At 62.9% G+C, this 17,675-nt stretch carries 18 protein-coding genes; 10 read left to right on the forward strand and 8 right to left on the reverse strand.

Annotated features, from left to right (window positions below):
- Positions 1 to 42: 42 nt before the first annotated feature.
- Positions 43 to 825 carry an IclR family transcriptional regulator gene (locus ACLEJW_RS16475; RefSeq protein WP_313297683.1) on the forward strand — a complete coding sequence of 261 codons (783 nt, stop codon included), beginning with the start codon at positions 43 to 45 and terminating at the stop codon, positions 823 to 825.
- A gap of 206 nt (positions 826 to 1,031) precedes the next feature.
- On the opposite strand, the gene ACLEJW_RS16480 is transcribed toward ACLEJW_RS16475, so the two are convergent.
- From ACLEJW_RS16480 to ACLEJW_RS16490, 3 genes are all read right to left on the reverse strand, one after another.
- Positions 1,032 to 1,934, reverse strand: coding sequence for an SDR family oxidoreductase (locus ACLEJW_RS16480; protein WP_440777908.1), 903 nt, complete (start codon positions 1,932 to 1,934; stop codon positions 1,032 to 1,034).
- A 113-nt stretch (positions 1,935 to 2,047) separates the two neighbouring features.
- Positions 2,048 to 2,953: an alpha/beta fold hydrolase gene (locus ACLEJW_RS16485; RefSeq protein WP_440777919.1), complete on the reverse strand. Its 906-nt coding sequence runs from the start codon at positions 2,951 to 2,953 to the stop codon at positions 2,048 to 2,050.
- A 191-nt stretch (positions 2,954 to 3,144) separates the two neighbouring features.
- A complete protein-coding gene (locus tag ACLEJW_RS16490; protein ID WP_145188574.1) occupies positions 3,145 to 3,600 on the reverse strand; it encodes a flavodoxin in 456 nt (151 codons plus the stop codon).
- Between the two features lie 181 nt (positions 3,601 to 3,781).
- Here ACLEJW_RS16490 and ACLEJW_RS16495 point away from each other — a divergent pair, with 181 nt between their 5' ends.
- From ACLEJW_RS16495 to ACLEJW_RS16510, 4 genes are all read left to right on the forward strand, one after another.
- Entirely contained in the window at positions 3,782 to 4,399 is a 618-nt protein-coding gene (locus ACLEJW_RS16495; protein ID WP_145188577.1) for a hypothetical protein, read from the forward strand.
- 104 nt (positions 4,400 to 4,503) lie between these two features.
- Entirely contained in the window at positions 4,504 to 5,196 is a 693-nt protein-coding gene (folM, locus tag ACLEJW_RS16500) for a dihydromonapterin reductase (RefSeq protein WP_313644942.1), read from the forward strand.
- 9 nt (positions 5,197 to 5,205) lie between these two features.
- Positions 5,206 to 5,502: a DUF1244 domain-containing protein gene (locus tag ACLEJW_RS16505; protein ID WP_145188583.1), complete on the forward strand. Its 297-nt coding sequence runs from the start codon at positions 5,206 to 5,208 to the stop codon at positions 5,500 to 5,502.
- On the forward strand, positions 5,495 to 5,836 hold the full coding sequence (locus ACLEJW_RS16510; protein ID WP_313297671.1) for a HopJ type III effector protein: 342 nt from the start codon (positions 5,495 to 5,497) through the stop codon (positions 5,834 to 5,836). Before ACLEJW_RS16505 ends, ACLEJW_RS16510 begins: the two co-directional genes overlap by 8 nt.
- 75 nt (positions 5,837 to 5,911) lie before the next feature.
- Here ACLEJW_RS16510 and fabV read toward each other — a convergent pair whose 3' ends face one another.
- A complete protein-coding gene (fabV, locus tag ACLEJW_RS16515; RefSeq protein ID WP_145188589.1) occupies positions 5,912 to 7,123 on the reverse strand; it encodes an enoyl-ACP reductase FabV in 1,212 nt (403 codons plus the stop codon).
- A 240-nt stretch (positions 7,124 to 7,363) separates the two neighbouring features.
- Between fabV and ACLEJW_RS16520 the strand changes: the two genes are divergently transcribed.
- Positions 7,364 to 8,542, forward strand: a complete 1,179-nt coding sequence (locus tag ACLEJW_RS16520; protein WP_145188592.1) for an acetyl-CoA C-acetyltransferase — start codon at positions 7,364 to 7,366, stop codon at positions 8,540 to 8,542.
- Here ACLEJW_RS16520 and ACLEJW_RS16525 read toward each other — a convergent pair whose 3' ends face one another.
- Positions 8,543 to 9,394 (reverse strand): 5-methyltetrahydropteroyltriglutamate--homocysteine methyltransferase, encoded by an 852-nt coding sequence (locus tag ACLEJW_RS16525; protein ID WP_440777909.1) that lies wholly within the window; start codon positions 9,392 to 9,394, stop codon positions 8,543 to 8,545.
- Positions 9,395 to 9,609: 215 nt separating this feature from the next.
- Here ACLEJW_RS16525 and ACLEJW_RS16530 point away from each other — a divergent pair, with 215 nt between their 5' ends.
- Entirely contained in the window at positions 9,610 to 11,097 is a 1,488-nt protein-coding gene (locus tag ACLEJW_RS16530; RefSeq protein ID WP_440777910.1) for a methylenetetrahydrofolate reductase C-terminal domain-containing protein, read from the forward strand.
- Here the strand turns inward: ACLEJW_RS16530 and yjiA are convergent.
- The 3 genes from yjiA to ACLEJW_RS16545 form a co-directional block, all read right to left on the reverse strand.
- Complete coding sequence (gene yjiA / locus ACLEJW_RS16535; protein WP_313297661.1) at positions 11,057 to 12,034, reverse strand: GTPase; 978 nt, start codon at positions 12,032 to 12,034, stop codon at positions 11,057 to 11,059. The two genes, ACLEJW_RS16530 and yjiA, sit on opposite strands and share 41 nt — an antisense overlap.
- 79 nt (positions 12,035 to 12,113) lie before the next feature.
- A complete protein-coding gene (locus ACLEJW_RS16540; RefSeq protein ID WP_145188604.1) occupies positions 12,114 to 12,311 on the reverse strand; it encodes a YbdD/YjiX family protein in 198 nt (65 codons plus the stop codon).
- Between the two features lie 13 nt (positions 12,312 to 12,324).
- On the reverse strand, positions 12,325 to 14,391 hold the full coding sequence (locus tag ACLEJW_RS16545; protein ID WP_145188607.1) for a carbon starvation CstA family protein: 2,067 nt from the start codon (positions 14,389 to 14,391) through the stop codon (positions 12,325 to 12,327).
- 221 nt (positions 14,392 to 14,612) lie between these two features.
- On the opposite strand from ACLEJW_RS16545, the gene ACLEJW_RS16550 reads away from it, so the two are divergent.
- From ACLEJW_RS16550 to ACLEJW_RS16560, 3 genes are all read left to right on the forward strand, one after another.
- Positions 14,613 to 15,389, forward strand: coding sequence for a lytic polysaccharide monooxygenase (locus tag ACLEJW_RS16550; RefSeq protein WP_313459749.1), 777 nt, complete (start codon positions 14,613 to 14,615; stop codon positions 15,387 to 15,389).
- Between the two features lie 67 nt (positions 15,390 to 15,456).
- A complete protein-coding gene (locus ACLEJW_RS16555; protein ID WP_145188614.1) occupies positions 15,457 to 15,822 on the forward strand; it encodes a PilZ domain-containing protein in 366 nt (121 codons plus the stop codon).
- Between the two features lie 262 nt (positions 15,823 to 16,084).
- Entirely contained in the window at positions 16,085 to 17,602 is a 1,518-nt protein-coding gene (locus ACLEJW_RS16560) for a nucleobase:cation symporter-2 family protein (RefSeq protein ID WP_313297647.1), read from the forward strand.
- The last annotated feature ends 73 nt before the right edge of the window (positions 17,603 to 17,675 follow it).

A 17,675-nucleotide genomic window follows, 5' to 3' on the forward strand; every position in this document is an offset into this window, starting at 1 on the left:
CAAGCTATAAAGGCGCGATACTGAACCGGAAGCCCTCGATCCATGGCCAAAGCCCACTCCCCCGCCGACACCGGCAAGCAGAAGGTCCGCTCGGCGGAAGTCGGCACCGACATCCTCAAGGCGCTTGCCGAGCTTTCTCCTTCGACCTCGCTGTCACGCCTGGCCGAGCATGTGCAGATGCCCGCAAGCAAAGTGCACCGTTATCTGCAGGCCTTGATCGCCAGTGGCTTCGCCGAACAGGATGGTGCCACCAATCACTACGGCCTCGGGCGCGAAGCACTGCGGGTGGGGCTGGCCGCGCTGGGCAGCATGGACGTGCTGAAAGTGGCGGCGCTGCCGCTGTCGCAACTGCGCGATGCGCTCAACGAAAGCTGCTTCATTGCGGTATGGGGCAACCAGGGGGCTACGGTGGTGAGCATCGAGCCGGCCGTCCGTGCGGTCACGGTGGTGACGCAGATCGGCTCGGTGTTGCCGCTGCTCAGTTCGTCCACTGGCCTGGTGTTCGCCGCCCATCTGCCCGCGCGCGAAACCGTGGAGCTGCGCGACCGCGAACTGGCAGCGCTGCAACAGCACGCCAGCGACTACGACGGGCTGTTCGCGGGGATTCGTCAGCGCGGTCTGCACCATGTGCATGGCTTGTTGATGCCGGGCGTGGATGCGTTGTCCGCGCCGGTGTTCAATGCCATGGGCCAGGTGGCGGCGGTGATGACCGTGGTCGGCCCGACGTCGATTTTCCATGCCGACGAGCAAGGCCCGGCAGCGCAGCGCCTGCTCGCCGCAGCGCGCGAAACCAGTTGGCGCATGGGCTACTCGGCAGCGCCATGAGCAAGCGGCGACTATTGCCCGAAACGTAAAGGTGAATGTCACAGGCAGCTATTTTTCCTGCCTGATCAAAGGCTTATTCTTGGCACACTGGCCGGCATGCAGGGCTCTCCCCCCGCTTTTCATGCCGGCGAGGTTCACCGACGTTGATTTTGAAGCTCCTTGATCTAACGTCTCGATTGGCCGCTGCCTGGTTGCAGCGGCTTTTTTTATGCCTGCAGGTTGGCCATCATCTGTTGCAGGGCCTGCAGGTTGTCCTGCGGATGCACGGCGCCCTCGAAGTCGCCGATCTGTGCCCAATGCTGCGCCACCTGCTCGGGAGTGAAGCCTTGCGCAGGATCGAAGCCAACGCCAAGGCTGCGCTCCCAGCGCACCTTGCCGACCCAACCGCCGCCCACTTCGAACAGCTGGCCACTGTCTTGGCATTGTTCGCTGCCCAGGTAAACCACCAGTGGGCTGATCAACTCGGGCCTGAGCTGCTCGAACACCTGCGGCGGGATCAGGCCTTCGGTCATGCGCGTCCCGCCAGTGGGTGCAATGGCATTGACCAAAACCCCGTGCTTGCGGCCCTCGATGGCCAGTGTGCGTGTCAGCCCATACAGCCCAAGCTTGGCCATGGCGTAGTTGGCCTGACCGAAATTGCCGTAGATGCCGGAAGTTGACGAGGTGAAGATCACCCGCCCCCACTGCTGCTCGCGCATATGCGGCCAGGCGGCCCGGGTGACTTTGAACGCACCCTCGACGTGGACTTTGTAGACCAGCTCCCAGTCGCTGTCGTCCATCTTGTGAAATGCCTTGTCGCGCAGAATACCGGCATTGTTGACGACCACATCGACCCTGCCGAAGCTGTCCAGCGCGTGTTCGACGATGCGTGCGCCGTCAGCGACCGAGTCGTGGTTGGCCACGGCCGAGCCACCCGCTGCACGGATCTGCGCCACCACCTGGTCGGCAGCCGAGGCGTTGGCGCCTTCGCCGTGGGTCGAACCGCCCAGGTCGTTGACCAGCACATGCGCACCGCGCGCCGCAAACAGCAGGGCATGGGCGCGGCCCAGGCCGCCGCCCGCTCCAGTGACGATCACTACGCGGTCTTGCAGGGAAACCGGCTCGCTCATGCTCAAGGCTCCAGATCAGGGTGAGCGTCGAGTGTCTGCCAGCCGGCAACGCTGGACAATCAAGCTCGCCCTGGCTGAATGCCAGGCGATAACGAGCGGCGATGGTCGCCTGCTCAAGACCAGGCGAACTTGCGCGGCAGCGATATCAGGGGCTGCTCGCGAAACGCCAGGTAATGACGCAGCACCTGCACCGGGGCCTCAGTGTGCGGATAGTGGCCGATGTTGGCCAACTCGACCACGTCGGCGCCGGGTACCAACTGGCGGTAGCGCTCAACCATGCCGGCGCCGGAAACCGGGTCAGCCACGCCGTTGATCAGGCGCAGCGCCACCCCGTCACGCTGCAAGGCGCCAACCCAGCGCTCGCGATGCTGCCTGCGCTCGGGCACGAACCCCACCAGCTTGTGCATGATGCGGGTGCCACGGTTGGCGGTCATCAGGCTCCAGCAGTCATCCAGCGCGCTTTCGCTGGGGCGGGTGGCCGGGCCGTAGATGTGGCTGACCGTGCGCACCAGGTCGTCGCGCCCGAAGGTGCGCCCGACCAGCCAGCCAAGGCGACTGAGCAGCAGCTTCTGCACCAGCAGGACCTGGCAGCTTTCCGGGAACAGGCCGCTGTTGAGGAACGCGCAGCTGGCGATATCGGCACGCTGATCATGATGCCGGGCCAGCAGTTCCTGGGCGACGCTACCACCGTAGTCGTGCGCCAGCAGGTGCACGGGCTGGTCGACCTGCAAGTGCGCCAACAGTGCCTGCTGCAGGTCGGCCTGTTCGATCAGGCTGTAAGTGTGATCGAGCGGCTTGGCGGAATCGCCGAAACCGAGCATGTCGCAGGCGATGACCCGAAAGCGTTGGGCCAGGGGGGCCCATAAATAATGCCAATCCCAGCTGGCCGTGGGAAAGCCGTGCAGCAGCAGCAGTGGCTCCCCCTGCCCCGCCGTCCAGTAACGAATAGTCTGCCCCCGGAAGGCAAAACTCTGCCCACGGGTGCGCCAGACGCGCAGTGGAATCTCGGCCAAAGGCATCAGGATGGTCTCGGTGGGTTGCTGCTGGCGAAACAGAGCAAGGCTGCGGTCATTGCATGTCACCTCGGCACTTACATGTGCTCTCTATGTCGAGGTGAGTGTAATCAGCAGCCCGGCGGGTGAAACTTGCGTTACCAGCCAGCTTGATGACCGAGCGAGTCAGTGGCACGAACGGTCACTGCTGTCAGGGCTCAGGCCTTGAGCGCTTGCACAAGCTCCGCCAACCACGGCTCGGCATCCGCTTCGGGGGTGACGGTTTCACTGGCATCGAGCTTGAGCATCGGCAGCACTTCACGCACGCCAAGCTCGGCGAACAATTCGCGCAGTTGCTCGCCGGCGCCGCAGTAGGTGTCGCCATAACTCGAATCGCCCAGGGCGATCACCGCGCCCGGCAAGTCGCGCAGCGCGCTTGGCAGGGTATCGCGCAGGCTGCTGTACAGTGGCATCAGGCTGTCCGGCAGTTCGCCCATGCCGGTCGTCGAGGTGACTGCGAGCAACGCCTCAGGCGCAAAGCCTTCGATATCCTGGGCGGTGGCGCGTGCAGCATGCCAGGCTTGCAGGCCGGCCGCGGCGAGCAATGAAGCGGCATGCCGGGCAACTTCATCGGCAGTGCCGTAGACGGAGCCAGAAATGATGGCGACTTTCATGAAAGAAGATTCCGAAACTGAGTGAATCCGTAGGATACTAGCATCGCGAGATAGCAAAAGGCCGCCAGTGCGCACTTTGCCAGCCTGTACCGTTCGTCGCCAATCAAGGCCAAGCCTTTGAACCAAGCCCTACGGCGCAGGTCAATCTTCGTTGAAGAAACGGTCATCATCGAGTTCGATCATGCAAGCAGATACGCTCCTGACTCAGGACGAGCTGGACTTCATCCAAGACATGCAGCATTCGCCACAGTTGAACCAGGCTGAGCCGACGGCGAGCCTGCTGGTCAATGGCGATCCGCATGTGCAGTCGCTGCTTGCGCGCCTGGTGGCCAATGAACGCGTGACCCTGCAGGCGCAAGTCAACAACCAGCAGATCAGCTTTCCGCTGCAACTGGTCGAAGATGAATTTCACGCCATGCACGTGCAGATCGGCTCGCCGGAAATCTACGAAGATGGCCCGATGCTGCGCCCCTGGCGCCTGTCGCTGGAGCAGCCTTGCCCATTGCTCGACGACCAGGGCCGTGCCAGTGGCCTGTGTGTGCGAGACATTTCCTTCAACGGCGCATTGATCGAAGTCCAGGGCCTGGACAAGGCGCCCTCGCGTTTCGACCTGCATTTCGCCGCCGATGGCATCGCCGCGATCGGGCTGCATGGCCGTTTACTGCGCCGCGTCGGCCCGCACCTGGCGGCTTATGACCTGAGCCGCAGCCCAGCGGCGGAAATCGAGCGGCTGCGTGAGTACATCCTGCAAGCCCACCGTCAGGTTCATCCTGAATTGCACGAGCAGCTACCTGGCTGAGCAGCGGCCGGTACACGCGACTCGCGGCCTGTCACTGCTCCAAGGGGGAAACACTTCGGGTATGCTGGGCGGCAATGAAGAACGTACAAGTTGACCGCCCGCACATGAACAGCCCAATCCTTGTCACCGGCGCCAGCCAGCGCGTCGGATTGGCCCTGGCCCTCGAGCTGGCCGAGGCCGGCCACACCGTGGTCAGCGCCAGCCGCAGCCTGTCAGCCCACCCAGCGCATCCGAATATCCTGCAGTTCCAGGCCGACTTGTGCATCAAGGCCGATCGGGATGCGCTCATCGAGTACCTGCAGCAGCGCTACGACGGCCTGCGGGCGATCATCCACAATGCCTCGCTGTGGCTCGACGATGGCCTCGACAACCTCGAGACCATGTTCCGCCTGCACGTCGAAGCGCCCTACCACCTCAACCTTGCGCTCGGTGAAATGCTCGGCAAGGTCGAAAAGGCCGACATCATCCATATTTGCGACGAAACCTCGTCACGCGGCAGCAAAGGCCACATCGGTTATGCCGCGACCAAGGCTGCGTTGCAGAACATGGTGCTGTCGTTCGCTGAAAAGTACGCACCCACCGTGCACGTCAACGGCATTCTGCCTGGCCTGCTGATTCTCAAGCAGGACGGCGACGAGGCTTACCGCCAGCAGACCCTGAAAAAGGCCCTGCTGGAATTCGAGCCTGGCGCAGGCCCGTTGATCGAGACCGTCAAGTACCTGCTGGCCAGCCAATACAGCACCGGCAGCCAGGTGGTCATCAACGGTGGCCGGCACCTTAAGAATCGCATGATCTGAGAGGACTCCATGACCGAACAGCAACAGCTCGAACTCGAAGCCGCCGCCTTCCGGCGCCTGGTCGACCACCTGCAGAAACGCACCGACGTGCAGAACATCGACCTGATGAACCTGTCCGGCTTCTGCCGCAATTGCCTGTCCAAGTGGTACAAGGCCGCGGCCGATGAGCGCCAGCTCGACCTCAGCCTGGACGATGCCCGCGAAGCGGTGTACGGCATGCCCTATGCGCAGTGGAAAGCCCAATACCAGAAAGAAGCCAGCGCCGAACAGCAAGCGGCGTTCGAACAAGGAAAACCCCGTGACTGATCTGAACACCCTGTACGCCAGCCTTTCCAGCGGCCAGCACCAGTTCGCCGACACCCTGGCGTTCATTGCCAGCCATTACCACTACCAGCCGCAAGCGTTCAGCAACGGCGGGGTGGAAAACGCGGCTGGGCAGAACGAAGGCTCATGCAAGACCTTGGGCCTGGCATTGCTTGAAGGGCTGAGCGACGAGCAAGCGCTGCTGGCCTTCGGCGAGCACTACCGCGACGTGCTGGCAACGCCTGAAGGCAGCGACCACGGCAATATCCGCGCACTGATCGAGCACGGCCTGGCAGGCGTCAAGTTTGCCGCGCAGCCGCTGTCGCGCAAGGGCTGAAGGACGTCCGGCCCGGTTGCCGGGCGAGCGTGCCAGCAGGGCTAAGACAGCCCTGCTGGCGCAGCTGACGGGCGCTTACAGCTCGACGCAGTCGAACTTCACGTCGGTGGCCACGTCTTCGTCATAGTTGACGTCGGCGCGCTCGAAGCCGAACAGGTTGAGGAACTGCTTCTTGTAACCGGCATAGTCGGTCAGCTCGAACAGGTTCTCGGTGGTGACCTGCGGCCACATGGCCTTGCAGGCGTCCTGCACGTCGTCGCGCAGTTCCCAGTCATCCAGGCGCAGGCGGGCTTTTTCGTCAACTTGCGCTGGAGCGCCATCGGCGCGGTACAGGCGATCGCGGAACATGCGGTCGAGCTGATCCTGGGTGCCTTCGTGCACACCCTTCTCCTGCATGATCTTGAACACCATCGACAGGTACAGCGGCATCACCGGGATCGCCGAGCTGGCCTGGGTGACGACCGATTTGAGCACCGCCACGTTGGCACCGCCGTTCACATCTGCGGCCAGTTTCTGGTCCAGGCGCAGGGCGGTTTCGTCCAGGTCCTGCTTGGCCTGGCCCAGTGCACCGTGCCAGTAGATCGGCCAGGTGATTTCGGTACCGATGTAGCTGAAGGCCACGGTGCGGGCGCCTTCGGCCAGCACGTCGGCGCCAGCCAGGGCGTCGATCCACAGCTGCCAGTCCTGGCCACCCATCACGGTGACGGTATCGGCGATTTCCTGCTCGGTGGCCGGCTCGATGCTGGCCTCGATGATGGTGTCCTTGTTGGTGTCGATGGCGGTCGACTTGTACGGTTGGCCGATCGGCTTGAGCGCCGAGCGGATCACTTCACCGGTCTGCGGCAGCTTGCGTACAGGCGAAGCCAGCGAGTAGATGACCAGATCGACCTTGCCGCCCATTTCGTGCTTGATCAGCTCGATGACCTTGGCACGGGCTTCATCGGAGAAGGCGTCACCATTGATCGACTTGCTGTACAGGCCCTCGGCCTTGGCGAACTTGTCGAAAGCGGCAGCGTTGTACCAGCCGGCGGTGCCAGGCTTGGTTTCAGTGCCGGGCTTTTCGAAGAACACGCCCAGGGTATCGGCCTTGAAGCCGAACGCCGCGGTGATGCGCGCAGCCAGGCCGTAGCCGCTGGAGGCGCCAATTACCAGGACCTTCTTCGGGCCATCCTCGCGCACGCCGAGCTTGCGGGTGGCTTCGATCTGGTCACGGACGTTGAGCTCGCAGCCCTTCGGATGAGTCGTGGTGCAGATGAAACCGCGAACCTTAGGATGAATGATGGCCAATGTCTGTACCTCGTCAGGTTTATGCGCGGAAACGCCCCCTGGGGCGATTCCATTTGATCAGAGGGTGAGACTACCCCCGCAGGTTATCCGACACATATTACGGTGTTCGCGGCCATTGTTCGTCCGCAGTACGGCCATTTATTTGCTTTTCACATCAATGGCAAAGAAAAACAAACTTAACAAATCAGCCAAAGCCGCCGATGCTGGAGTGATCCTGCCCATTGCCCGGAGAACAACAACATGAACGACGTCGTGATCGTCGCCGCCACCCGCACCGCCATCGGTAGTTTCCAAGGCGCGCTGGCCAACCTGCCAGCCGTCGACCTGGGTGCAGCGGTGATCAAGCAATTGCTGGAGCAGACCCGACTGGATCCGGCCCAGGTCGATGAAGTGATCCTCGGCCAGGTATTGACGGCAGGCGCTGGGCAGAACCCGGCACGCCAGGCGGCGATCAAGGCCGGCCTGCCCTATTCGGTGCCAGCCCTGACCTTGAACAAGGTCTGCGGCTCTGGCCTCAAGGCCCTGCACCTGGCGGCGCAAGCGATTCGATGCGGTGACGCCGAGGTGGTGATCGCCGGAGGCCAGGAGAACATGAGCCTGGCCCCGTACGTGATGCCCTCGGCCCGTACCGGTCAGCGTATGGGCCACGGGCAACTGGTCGACAGCATGATCAGCGACGGCCTGTGGGATGCCTTCAACGATTACCACATGGGCATCACGGCCGAGAACCTGGTAGAACGCTATGGCCTGAGCCGTGAGCAGCAGGACGCCTTCGCTGCCGAGTCGCAGCGCAAGGCCGTGGCAGCCATCGAGACCGGCCGCTTCGCCGATGAAATCACGCCAATCGTGATCCCGCAGAAAAAAGGCGAGCCGACCGTGTTCGCCCGCGACGAACAACCGCGCGCGGACACCACTGCCCAATCGCTGGCGAAACTGCGCGCGGCCTTCAAAAAAGACGGCAGCGTCACCGCTGGCAATGCCTCCAGTCTCAACGACGGCGCCGCCGCCGTTCTGCTGATGAGCGCCAGCAAGGCGCAGGCATTGGGCTTGCCGGTAATGGCGAAGATCGCCAGTTATGCCAGCGCCGGGGTCGATCCGGCGTTCATGGGTATCGGGCCGGTGTCGGCGACCCAGCGTTGCCTGGAAAAGGCCGGCTGGCAACTGGCCGACCTCGACCTGATCGAGGCCAACGAGGCCTTTGCCGCCCAGGCGCTGGCGGTGGGCAAGGCACTGGAGTGGGATGCGAACAAGGTCAATGTCAATGGCGGGGCCATCGCCCTGGGGCATCCGATCGGCGCGTCCGGCTGCCGGGTGCTGGTGACGCTGCTGCATGAAATGATCAAGCGCGATGCCAGGAAGGGCCTGGCCACCTTGTGCATCGGCGGCGGCCAAGGCGTCGCGTTGGCGATCGAGCGCTGATCAGGCGCTGACCCGCACCGCGCGCTCAGCCGCCTGGTTGACGGCCTTGGCCAGCCGCGCGACTTCCTGGCACTTGTGCACAGCCTGCTCGACCGGGCTACGCAGCGAGGCGCAGGCGGTGGCTACCCACAGCCTGTCACCCAGCCGCTCGTGAGCATCGAACAACAGCTGCAGGTGCTGTTGCTGCTCACCCGGCGCGGCATCCTCGGCATCGACCACACCGAGTGACAGCACTTTGTAGGCCGGCAGCCGGTCGAGCACCGTCTGATACTGCTCGGCGGCCTGCACCAGGTCCACATGCAAGCCGTCGACGGGCAGATTGACGGCCAAGCCGAGGTTCCCGTCGAGCGCGCCGCCATAGGTGGCAATGAGTTTTTTCAGCGGCGCGCGCTGCAGGATGTTATAGACGCGCTCGTAGGCATTCTTCCAGGCTTGGGGCAACTCGAGGGTCAGGATCGGCTCATCGATCTGCACCCATTCGACACCTTGCCCAGCCAGGCGATTGAGCATCTGGTCGTACAGCGGCAACAGGCGATCGAGCAGTTCCAGCCTGTCGAGCTGAGCGTCTTCTGCCTGGCCGAACCACAGGTAACTCAACGGCCCTGTCACCACGGGCTTGACTGCGTGGCCCAACGCAGTGGCGTCTTGCACCTCGGCGTGCAAGGCTTCCCAGCCGAGAATGGCCTGCGGGTCGGCATCAATCAGCGCGTGCGGCTGCTCAGGGGCGTACCAGGCGAAGTCGCCTAAGGGCAGCAGTTCGATGCCGGCCTCTTTCTGCACCTGCCAGTGGCGTGCCCGCATTGCGCGATCGCAGCCGGTACGCGGAAAGCCCAGATTGTGTGCCAGCGCCATGTCATGTCTCTCGAACTGCAAAAAAGAATGAGGCGATTGTCCGGTGCCGAAGGCGTTGAGACAAACTCATAAAATTTGAGATCAACTCAAGAATTTCTCATGATCGAGTGGACCGGCATGTCTTTTTCGGAGCAGCATTCTGCGCCTGCGGACATGGGTCAGGGACACGCCATGTCGCACAATGCCAATCTGAACCGCCTGGGTGCCTATTGCCGATGAGCCTGCTGAAAACTGCACTGCGCGAAAAGCGCTTCGTCTGCGTCATGGAATTCGTGCCGAAACCGTCGGCGCAGCGTTTTGCCGACATGCAGGCGATCCTGGCGCGCCAACAGCTATGCGGTTGGCCGCTGAGCGTGGCCATCGGCGATCGCGTGGGCAGCCCGCTGGACCTCTCACCGCTGGATGCACTGGCCTCGTTTACCCATCAACCTGACGCCCTGCCGCACTTCTCGGGCAAGGACCGTGAGCGCCATCACCTGCTGGCGCAGTTGCAGCGCATGCAGGCGGCAGGGCTCGAGCAACTGTTGCTGCTGACCGGCGATCGGCTGCCAGGTCACCAACCGGGACAGCGCACGGTGCGCTACCTGGAGTCGGTCGCAGCCTTGCTGATCGCGCGCCAGGCATGCCCTGATTGGCTGTTGGGGGCGGCGCTGAACCCGTTCAAATACCAGGAGGAAGAAGGCGCAGCGCAATATTTCAAGGGGCAGAAGAAGCTCGCTGCCGGCGCGGATTTTCTAACCTTGCAACTGGGTTTCGATGCCGACAAGCACCACGAAGCCATGCACTGGATGCGCCGCCAACCCGCACCTAAGCCGATGCTCGCCTGCCTGATGAGCCTGACCCACGGCCGCGCCGGCATGCTCGAGCACGTCGCCGGGGTGACCGTCACCGCGTCGATGCGCGAGATGCTCGCGGCCGAAAGCCAGGTATCCAAGGCCTTTGCCCAGAGGCGCAGTGTCGATCGTCTGGCCTTGCAGATCATCGGCGTCAAGCTGATGGGTTACGCCGGGGTGCATCTGTCGGGGATCCACGCGCCGCAGCAGCTCGATGACCTGCAGGACCGGTTGGCCCACTGGCAAGCGCAGGTCGAGAACCTCGAGCAGTGGGCACCGGCGTGGGCCGCCAGCTGGCAGATGCCGGACCTGCCCCATGTCACGTTTCATCCCCCACAGGGTAACTGGCGCCACGGCCAGGCTCGGGCGCAGGCGTCGTTTACCGAGAAAGCCCGCTACCACCTGCTGCACGGCGCCCATGACTTGCTGTTCGAGCGCGGCCAGTGGTTGAGCAAGGCGTTTGGTTGGGCGGTGCGTCAGCCGCTGTGGGCCACCGGCACGGGCGCACGCTTGCTGCATGGCGTGGAGCGCGCCGTCAAGCGCCCTTTGCTAGGCTGCGATACCTGCGGGCGCTGCCGGCTGCAGGACACGCTCTATACTTGCCCGGAAACCTGCCCCAAGGGCCTGGCCAATGGCCCGTGCGGCGGCACTACGCTGAACCGCTGCGAGTTCGGCGACCGCGAATGCATCCACAGCGTCAAGTACCGGACCGCCAAGGCCGTAGGGCAAACGGCGGTGCTCAGCGAGCGTTTGATCCCCTGCGTCGAGGCCCACTCGCGTCACCGCAGCTCCTGGCCGCAGTGGTTCGAGCCGGGCGCGCCAGCGCGGCTCAGCGCGCAGTCAGTGCCTCGAAGCCAGCCCGAATCGTAGCTTCTGGCAACTCATCGGCGATGAACACCAGCACGCTTTCGCGGGGTTCGTCACTCGCCCATTCGGCATCCCAGTCGAAGCCGTAGAGCTTCAGCACCCCTTGAAAAACCAGCCGGCGCTCTTCGCCAGCGATGTTCAGCACGCCCTTGTAGCGCAGCAGTTGCTTGCCGTGGGTCTCCAGCAGCTCGTTCATGAAGGTGCTCAAACGGTCGATGTCCAGCGCGCGCTCGGTGCGCAGCACCAGGGTGGAAATGCGGTCTGGAGTCGCCGCTTTGCGCACCGGGCGCAGGCTCGGCTTGAGGTTGGCGCCCAGGTCCGGATTGAGGTTGAAGCCGCGCACATCGAGCAGCTCGGCCAGATCGATCCGGCCCTGCTCGACCACACGGATCGCCGCCCGTCCATTGATGCGCGCCAGGCGCTCGCTCAGCGCCTGCACGGCTGCCGGATCGACCAGGTCGGTCTTGCTCAGCAGCAGGCGATCGGCGAAGCCGACCTGGGCCTGGGCGATGGCCTGGGCCAGGTGCACCTCGGCGTGCGCGGCATCGACCAGGGTGATGATGCCATCGAGGAGGTAACGTTCACGCAGTTCTTCGTCGACGAAGAAGGTTTGTGCAACCGGCGCCGGATCGGCCAGGCCGGTGCACTCGATGACCAGGCGCTCGAAGGCGATCTCGCCGGCGTCGAGACGCTCGAGCAGCAGGTACAGGGCGCGGGTCAGGTCGCCATGGATGCTGCAGCACACGCAGCCATTGGCCAGGGTCATGACCTGCACCGGTTCGTCACCGAGCAGTTGGCTGTCGATACCGGCTTCGCTGAACTCGTTTTCGATCACGGCGATCTTCAGCCCGTGTTCGGCCTTGAGCATGTACTTGAGCAGCGTGGTCTTACCGGCGCCGAGAAAGCCGGTCAGCACCGTTACGGGGATAGGCGTGTGCACGCAAGGATTCTCCTGAAGCTGAAAATGAGTGTGGGAGGCCGGTTGCCCGGCCTCCCACAGGTTCACGCACGTTGCTGGCTCAACAGCACTTGGGCCCGGACTTGCCACCGTAGCGTGCCTCTTGGCGTTCGCGGAAGAACTCCTCGTAGGTCATCACCGGCTTGTCCGGGTGCTTGTTGCTCATGTGCTCGACGTAGTTGTCGTAGTCAGGCATGCCCACCATCAGGCGGGCAGCCTGCCCAAGGTACTTACCCAGCCGACCCAAGTCGTTGAACATCACTGCAGCCCTCTCATGCGTCAGGCAAGGCCTGGAACGGGGTTTCCTTGTCGCTGCGCTCCTTGCGGCCAAGGGCGGCATAGCCGACTTTGATCGCGAAGAACAGCACACTGAACACCACCAGCAGGAACAGGATGGTCAGCCCGGCGTTGGTGTAGGCGTTGTAGATCACGTGCTGCATCTGACCGATGTCCTTGGCCGGCGCCAGTACCTGGCCTGCATCGAGGGCGGTGCTGTACTTGTTGGCCAGGGCCAGGAAGCCGACTGCCGGGTTCGGATCGAACAGTTTGATCAGGCCCGCTGCGGTGGTGCAGATCAGCAGCCACACCGCTGGCACCAGGGTCACCCAGATGTAGCGTTGGCGCTTCATCTTGATCAGCACCACGGTGCCGAGCATCAAGGCGATGCCCGCCAGCATCTGGTTGGAGATGCCGAACAGCGGCCACAGGGTATTGATGCCGCCCAGCGGATCGATCACGCCCTGGTACAGCAGGTAGCCCCACAAGGCCACGCAACCGGCGGTGCCGATCAGGTTGGCGGTCCACGACTCGGTACGCTTGAGCGCCGGCACGAAGCTGCCCAGCAGGTCCTGCAGCATGAAACGCCCGGCGCGGGTACCGGCGTCCACCGCGGTGAGGATGAACAGCGCCTCGAACAGGATCGCGAAGTGGTACCAGAAGGCCATGGTGTTCTCGCCCGGCAAGACCTGGTGGAGGATCTGCGCGATCCCCACCGCCAGGGTCGGCGCACCGCCGGCACGGGCCAGGATGGTGTGCTCGCCGATGTCGCGGGCGACCGCTTCAAGCTGCTCAGGGGTGATCATGAAGCCCCAGCTGCTGACGGTCTGCGCCACCGCGACGGCGTCGGTGCCGACCACCGCGGCCGGGCTGTTCATGGCGAAGTACACGCCCGGCTCGATCACCGAGGCGGCGACCATGGCCATGATGGCCACGAACGATTCCATGAGCATGCCGCCGTAGCCGATGTAGCGGGCGTTGGTTTCGTTGTCGAGCAGCTTCGGCGTGGTGCCCGAGGAGATCAGTGCATGGAAGCCAGACACCGCGCCGCAGGCGATGGTGATGAACAGGAACGGGAACAGGGTGCCCTTCCACACCGGCCCGGTGCCGTCGGTGAACTGGGTCAGTGCCGGCATTTTCAGCTCCGGCATGGTGACCAGGATGCCGATCGCCAGGGCGATGATGGTACCGATCTTGAGGAAGGTCGACAGGTAGTCGCGCGGAGCCAGCACCAGCCATACCGGCAGCACTGCGGCGACGAAGCCGTAGCCGACCAGCATCCAGGTGATCTGCACGCCGGTGAAGGTGAACGCCGGGCCCCAGACCGGGTCGGCGGCGATCTGGCCCCCCAGCCAGATGGACGCCAGCAGCAATACCACGCCGATCAGCGAAATCTCGCCGATGTGGCCTGGACGGATGTAGCGCATGTAGATGCCCATGAACATCGCGATCGGGATGGTCGCCATCACCGTGAACATGCCCCACGGGCTTTCTGCCAGGGCCTTGACCACGATCAACGCCAGCACCGCGAGGATGATGATCATGATCAGGAAGCAGCCGAACAGGGCGATGGTCCCGGGGATGCGGCCCATTTCCTCGCGCACCATGTCACCCAGGGAGCGACCGTTGCGGCGGGTGGACAGGAACAGGACCATGAAGTCCTGCACGGCGCCGGCCAGCACCACGCCGGCGATCAGCCACAGCGTGCCGGGCAGATAGCCCATCTGCGCAGCGAGTACCGGACCGACCAGCGGGCCGGCGCCGGCGATGGCGGCGAAATGGTGACCGAAGAGGATGTGCTTGTTGGTCGGCACATAGTCCAGACCGTCGTTGTTGAGTACCGCAGGGGTGGCTCGACGTGGGTCCAGTTGCATCACCTTGGTGGCGATGAACAGGCTGTAGTAACGGTAGGCGACCAGGTAGATGGCCACTGCCGCGACCACGATCCACAAGGCATTGATCGCCTCGCCGCGCCGCAGGGCGACGACCCCCAGGGCGCAGGCGCCCATGACTGCCAGCGCCAGCCACGGAATGTGGCGCAGCAGGCTGTTATTGTTGTTCATGGCATGCTTCCAGCTAAGTGGTTGGAATAGACAGCCCTTTGAGTCTAGGGCCTGCCGGGGCGCTTTACCATATCCAATTACAATCGCTGCGGTGTCGCCAACACGCGCGCTAGAGCGGCATTGAACAACTAAAGGGGTATGCACCTGACATTTCTGCCAGTTGCAAGGATCTGCCCCTCATCCCATCGTCATGGCTCTTCAATGACTAAAGGGATTTTGCGATGAACCTCTACCTGCAAAGCGCACTTGCAAGCCTGGTGGCCGGATTCACCCTGCACGGCACCGCCGCACCCATCGAGCCCAGGCATGGTGCGATGGAAACGCCCATCGCTCGCCAGCTTGCCTGCTATCAGGCGCAAGACTTCTATTGGCCACCTGATGGTTCGGGGATCAAGAGCCAGGGCTGCAAAGCGGCTTATCAACACGTGTATACGAAGTTCGGCAATGACGCACAGCAGGCGGTCTATCAGTTCAATCAATGGCATGAAGTGTCGAAGAACGTCAAAGACTACAAGAACCTCGACGAAGTGAAGAAGGCCATTCCCGATGGGCAACTGTGCTCCGCCGGTAACAGCGTTGACGCGAGTGAGCGCGCGTCTGCCGCCAAAGAGGTTGGCTCGGCGCGCATTCTGGTGCTGGCCAATGACAAGAGCGGCCTGGATGTTCCCGCGAACTGGCAAGCTCAGACCCTTGCCAAGGGTGCCGACAACAAAGTGAAGATGCGTTACAAGATCCAGGCCGCACACAACCCAAGCTACTGGGAGATCTATGTCTCCAAGCCCGATTACGATCCGAAGGTGCGCGCCTTGAACTGGGATGACCTGGAACTGGTGGGCGAATTTGGCGATGTTTCACCCATCAACGGATACTACGAACTGGATGTAGATCTCAAAGACAGTGAGGGTCGTCGCGTGATCTATAGCCGCTGGCAGCGGCAAGACTCGGCCGGCGAAGGCTTCTACAACTGCAGCGATGTGAACATCGTTTCCAGCCGATAGGCGATACTGCGCGCGAAAAAATGGCCATGGCTGGTCTATAGTCAGTGCAACTGACGAGGGGCCTGCCATGACTAATTCTGCGGACGACCGCCGCCGTTTTCAGCGCATCGACTTCGATGCTCCCGCCGAACTGCGCCAAGGCGATCGCCGCTGGCCGGTGAAGCTGCTCGACCTCTCGCTCAAAGGCCTGTTGGTGGAACGTCCCTCGCCATGGGATGCCGACCTGACCCAGGATTTCGACGCCATCGTCCACCTGGACCGCGACGTGCGCGTGCAGATGCAGGTTGAACTGCGGCATGAAGAAGCGGCGCGCCTGGGCTTCGTCTGCCTCTATATCGATGTCGAGTCCATGAGCCACTTGCACCGTCTTGTGGAATTGAACGTGGCCGACAGCACCGAAATGATGCGTGAACTGCGCGAACTGATCGAATAATACAATCTCTTAGCTAGCTAACAAGCGGGCCACCCCTGTTTCCTGTCTACCCAGACAGCTTTATCACTGGGTAGTGCAGTGTTGTACACACCCCCTACCGCGCTTCTGTGAACACTTGGTACGCGATCTGCATTGCCTTCAAGCACCGCTTGCAAGGGCAAGTGTCTGCGGTTCGATCAAAATATTGTATACAATTCTGATGGCGTTCCTTGGCGCTAAGTGTCTACAGTATCGCCACAACAATAAACAGAGAGCCTGCTCCATGACTACGTCCACTAGCACGTCTCCGGCCAAGCGACCCGAGGATGAAAACCTTGGGCTTGGTGCCAATCTGGCCTATGGTCTGCAGCATGTCCTGACCATGTATGGCGGGATCGTCGCGGTACCGCTGATCCTGGGTCAGGCGGCGGGCCTCAACGGCGCCGAGATCGGCATGCTGATCGCAGCCTCGCTGTTCGCCGGAGGCCTGGCGACCTTGCTGCAAACCTTGGGCATCCCGTTCTTCGGTTGCCAGTTGCCGCTGGTGCAGGGCGTATCGTTCGCCGGCGTCGCGACCATGGGCGCGATTCTGAGCAGCGAGGGCGGCGGTGGCTTGCCGGGTGTACTGGGCGCTGTGATGGCGGCTTCGCTGATCGGTTTGCTGATCACCCCGGTGTTCTCGCGCATCACCAAGTTCTTCCCGCCGCTGGTGACCGGTATCGTCATCACCACCATCGGCCTGACCTTGATGCCGGTCGCTGCCCGTTGGGTGATGGGTGGCAACAGCGCTTCACCGGAATTCGGCAGCATGGCCAACATCGGTCTGGCCGCCCTGACCTTCGCCATCGTGTTGCTGCTGAGCAAGCTGGGCAGCGCCACCATCTCGCGCCTGTCGATCCTGTTGGCGATGGTGGTCGGTACCGTGATCGCCTGGGCATTGGGCATGACCGACTTCAGCAAGGTCAGCGAAGGGCCGATGTTTGCCTTCCCTACCCCTTTCCACTTCGGCATGCCGGAGTTTCATATTGCCGCGATCCTGTCGATGTGCATCGTGATCATGGTGACCCTGGTGGAAACCTCGGCCGACATCCTGGCCGTCGGTGAGATCATCGATACCAAGGTCGACTCCAAGCGCCTGGGCAATGGCCTGCGCGCCGACATGGCATCGAGCATCCTGGCGCCGATCTTCGGCTCGTTCACCCAGAGCGCCTTTGCCCAGAACGTCGGCCTGGTGGCGGTGACCGGAGTCAAGAGTCGCTACGTGGTCGCCACCGGCGGGGTCATCCTGGTGGTGCTCGGGCTGCTGCCGGTGATGGGCCGCGTCATCGCCGCCGTGCCCACGCCAGTGCTCGGCGGTGCCGGCATCGTGCTGTTCGGCACCGTGGCCGCCAGTGGCATCCGGACCCTGTCCAAGGTCAACTACAAGAACAACGTCAACCTGATCATCGTGGCGGCTTCCCTGGGCTTTGGCATGATCCCGATCGCCGCACCGAACTTCTATCATCACTTCCCGAACTGGTTCGAGACCATTTTCCACTCCGGCATCAGCTCGGCGGCGATCATGGCCATCCTGCTCAACCTGTTGTTCAACCACTTCAAGACCGGCAACTCGGAGAACCAGTCCGTGTTCGCCGCCGCCTACGAACGGACGATTCAGTACTCGGACATCTCATGCCTGCGCGATGGCGACTACTTCAAAGATGGCAAGCTGTTCGATGCCGATGGCAACGAAGTGCCGGTGATGGAGCAGGACGAGCACGGTAACCAGGCGCTCAGGCGCACTGCGGTGGCCGAGCACTGAGGGGACAGGGGCAGAAAAGAAAGGGGCTGACGCGCATCGTCAGCCCTTTTTTTGTTCGTTGCGGCACTGGTGG

The organism is Pseudomonas sp. SMSB3 (assembly GCF_052041965.1).
Lineage (GTDB): Bacteria > Pseudomonadota > Gammaproteobacteria > Pseudomonadales > Pseudomonadaceae > Aquipseudomonas.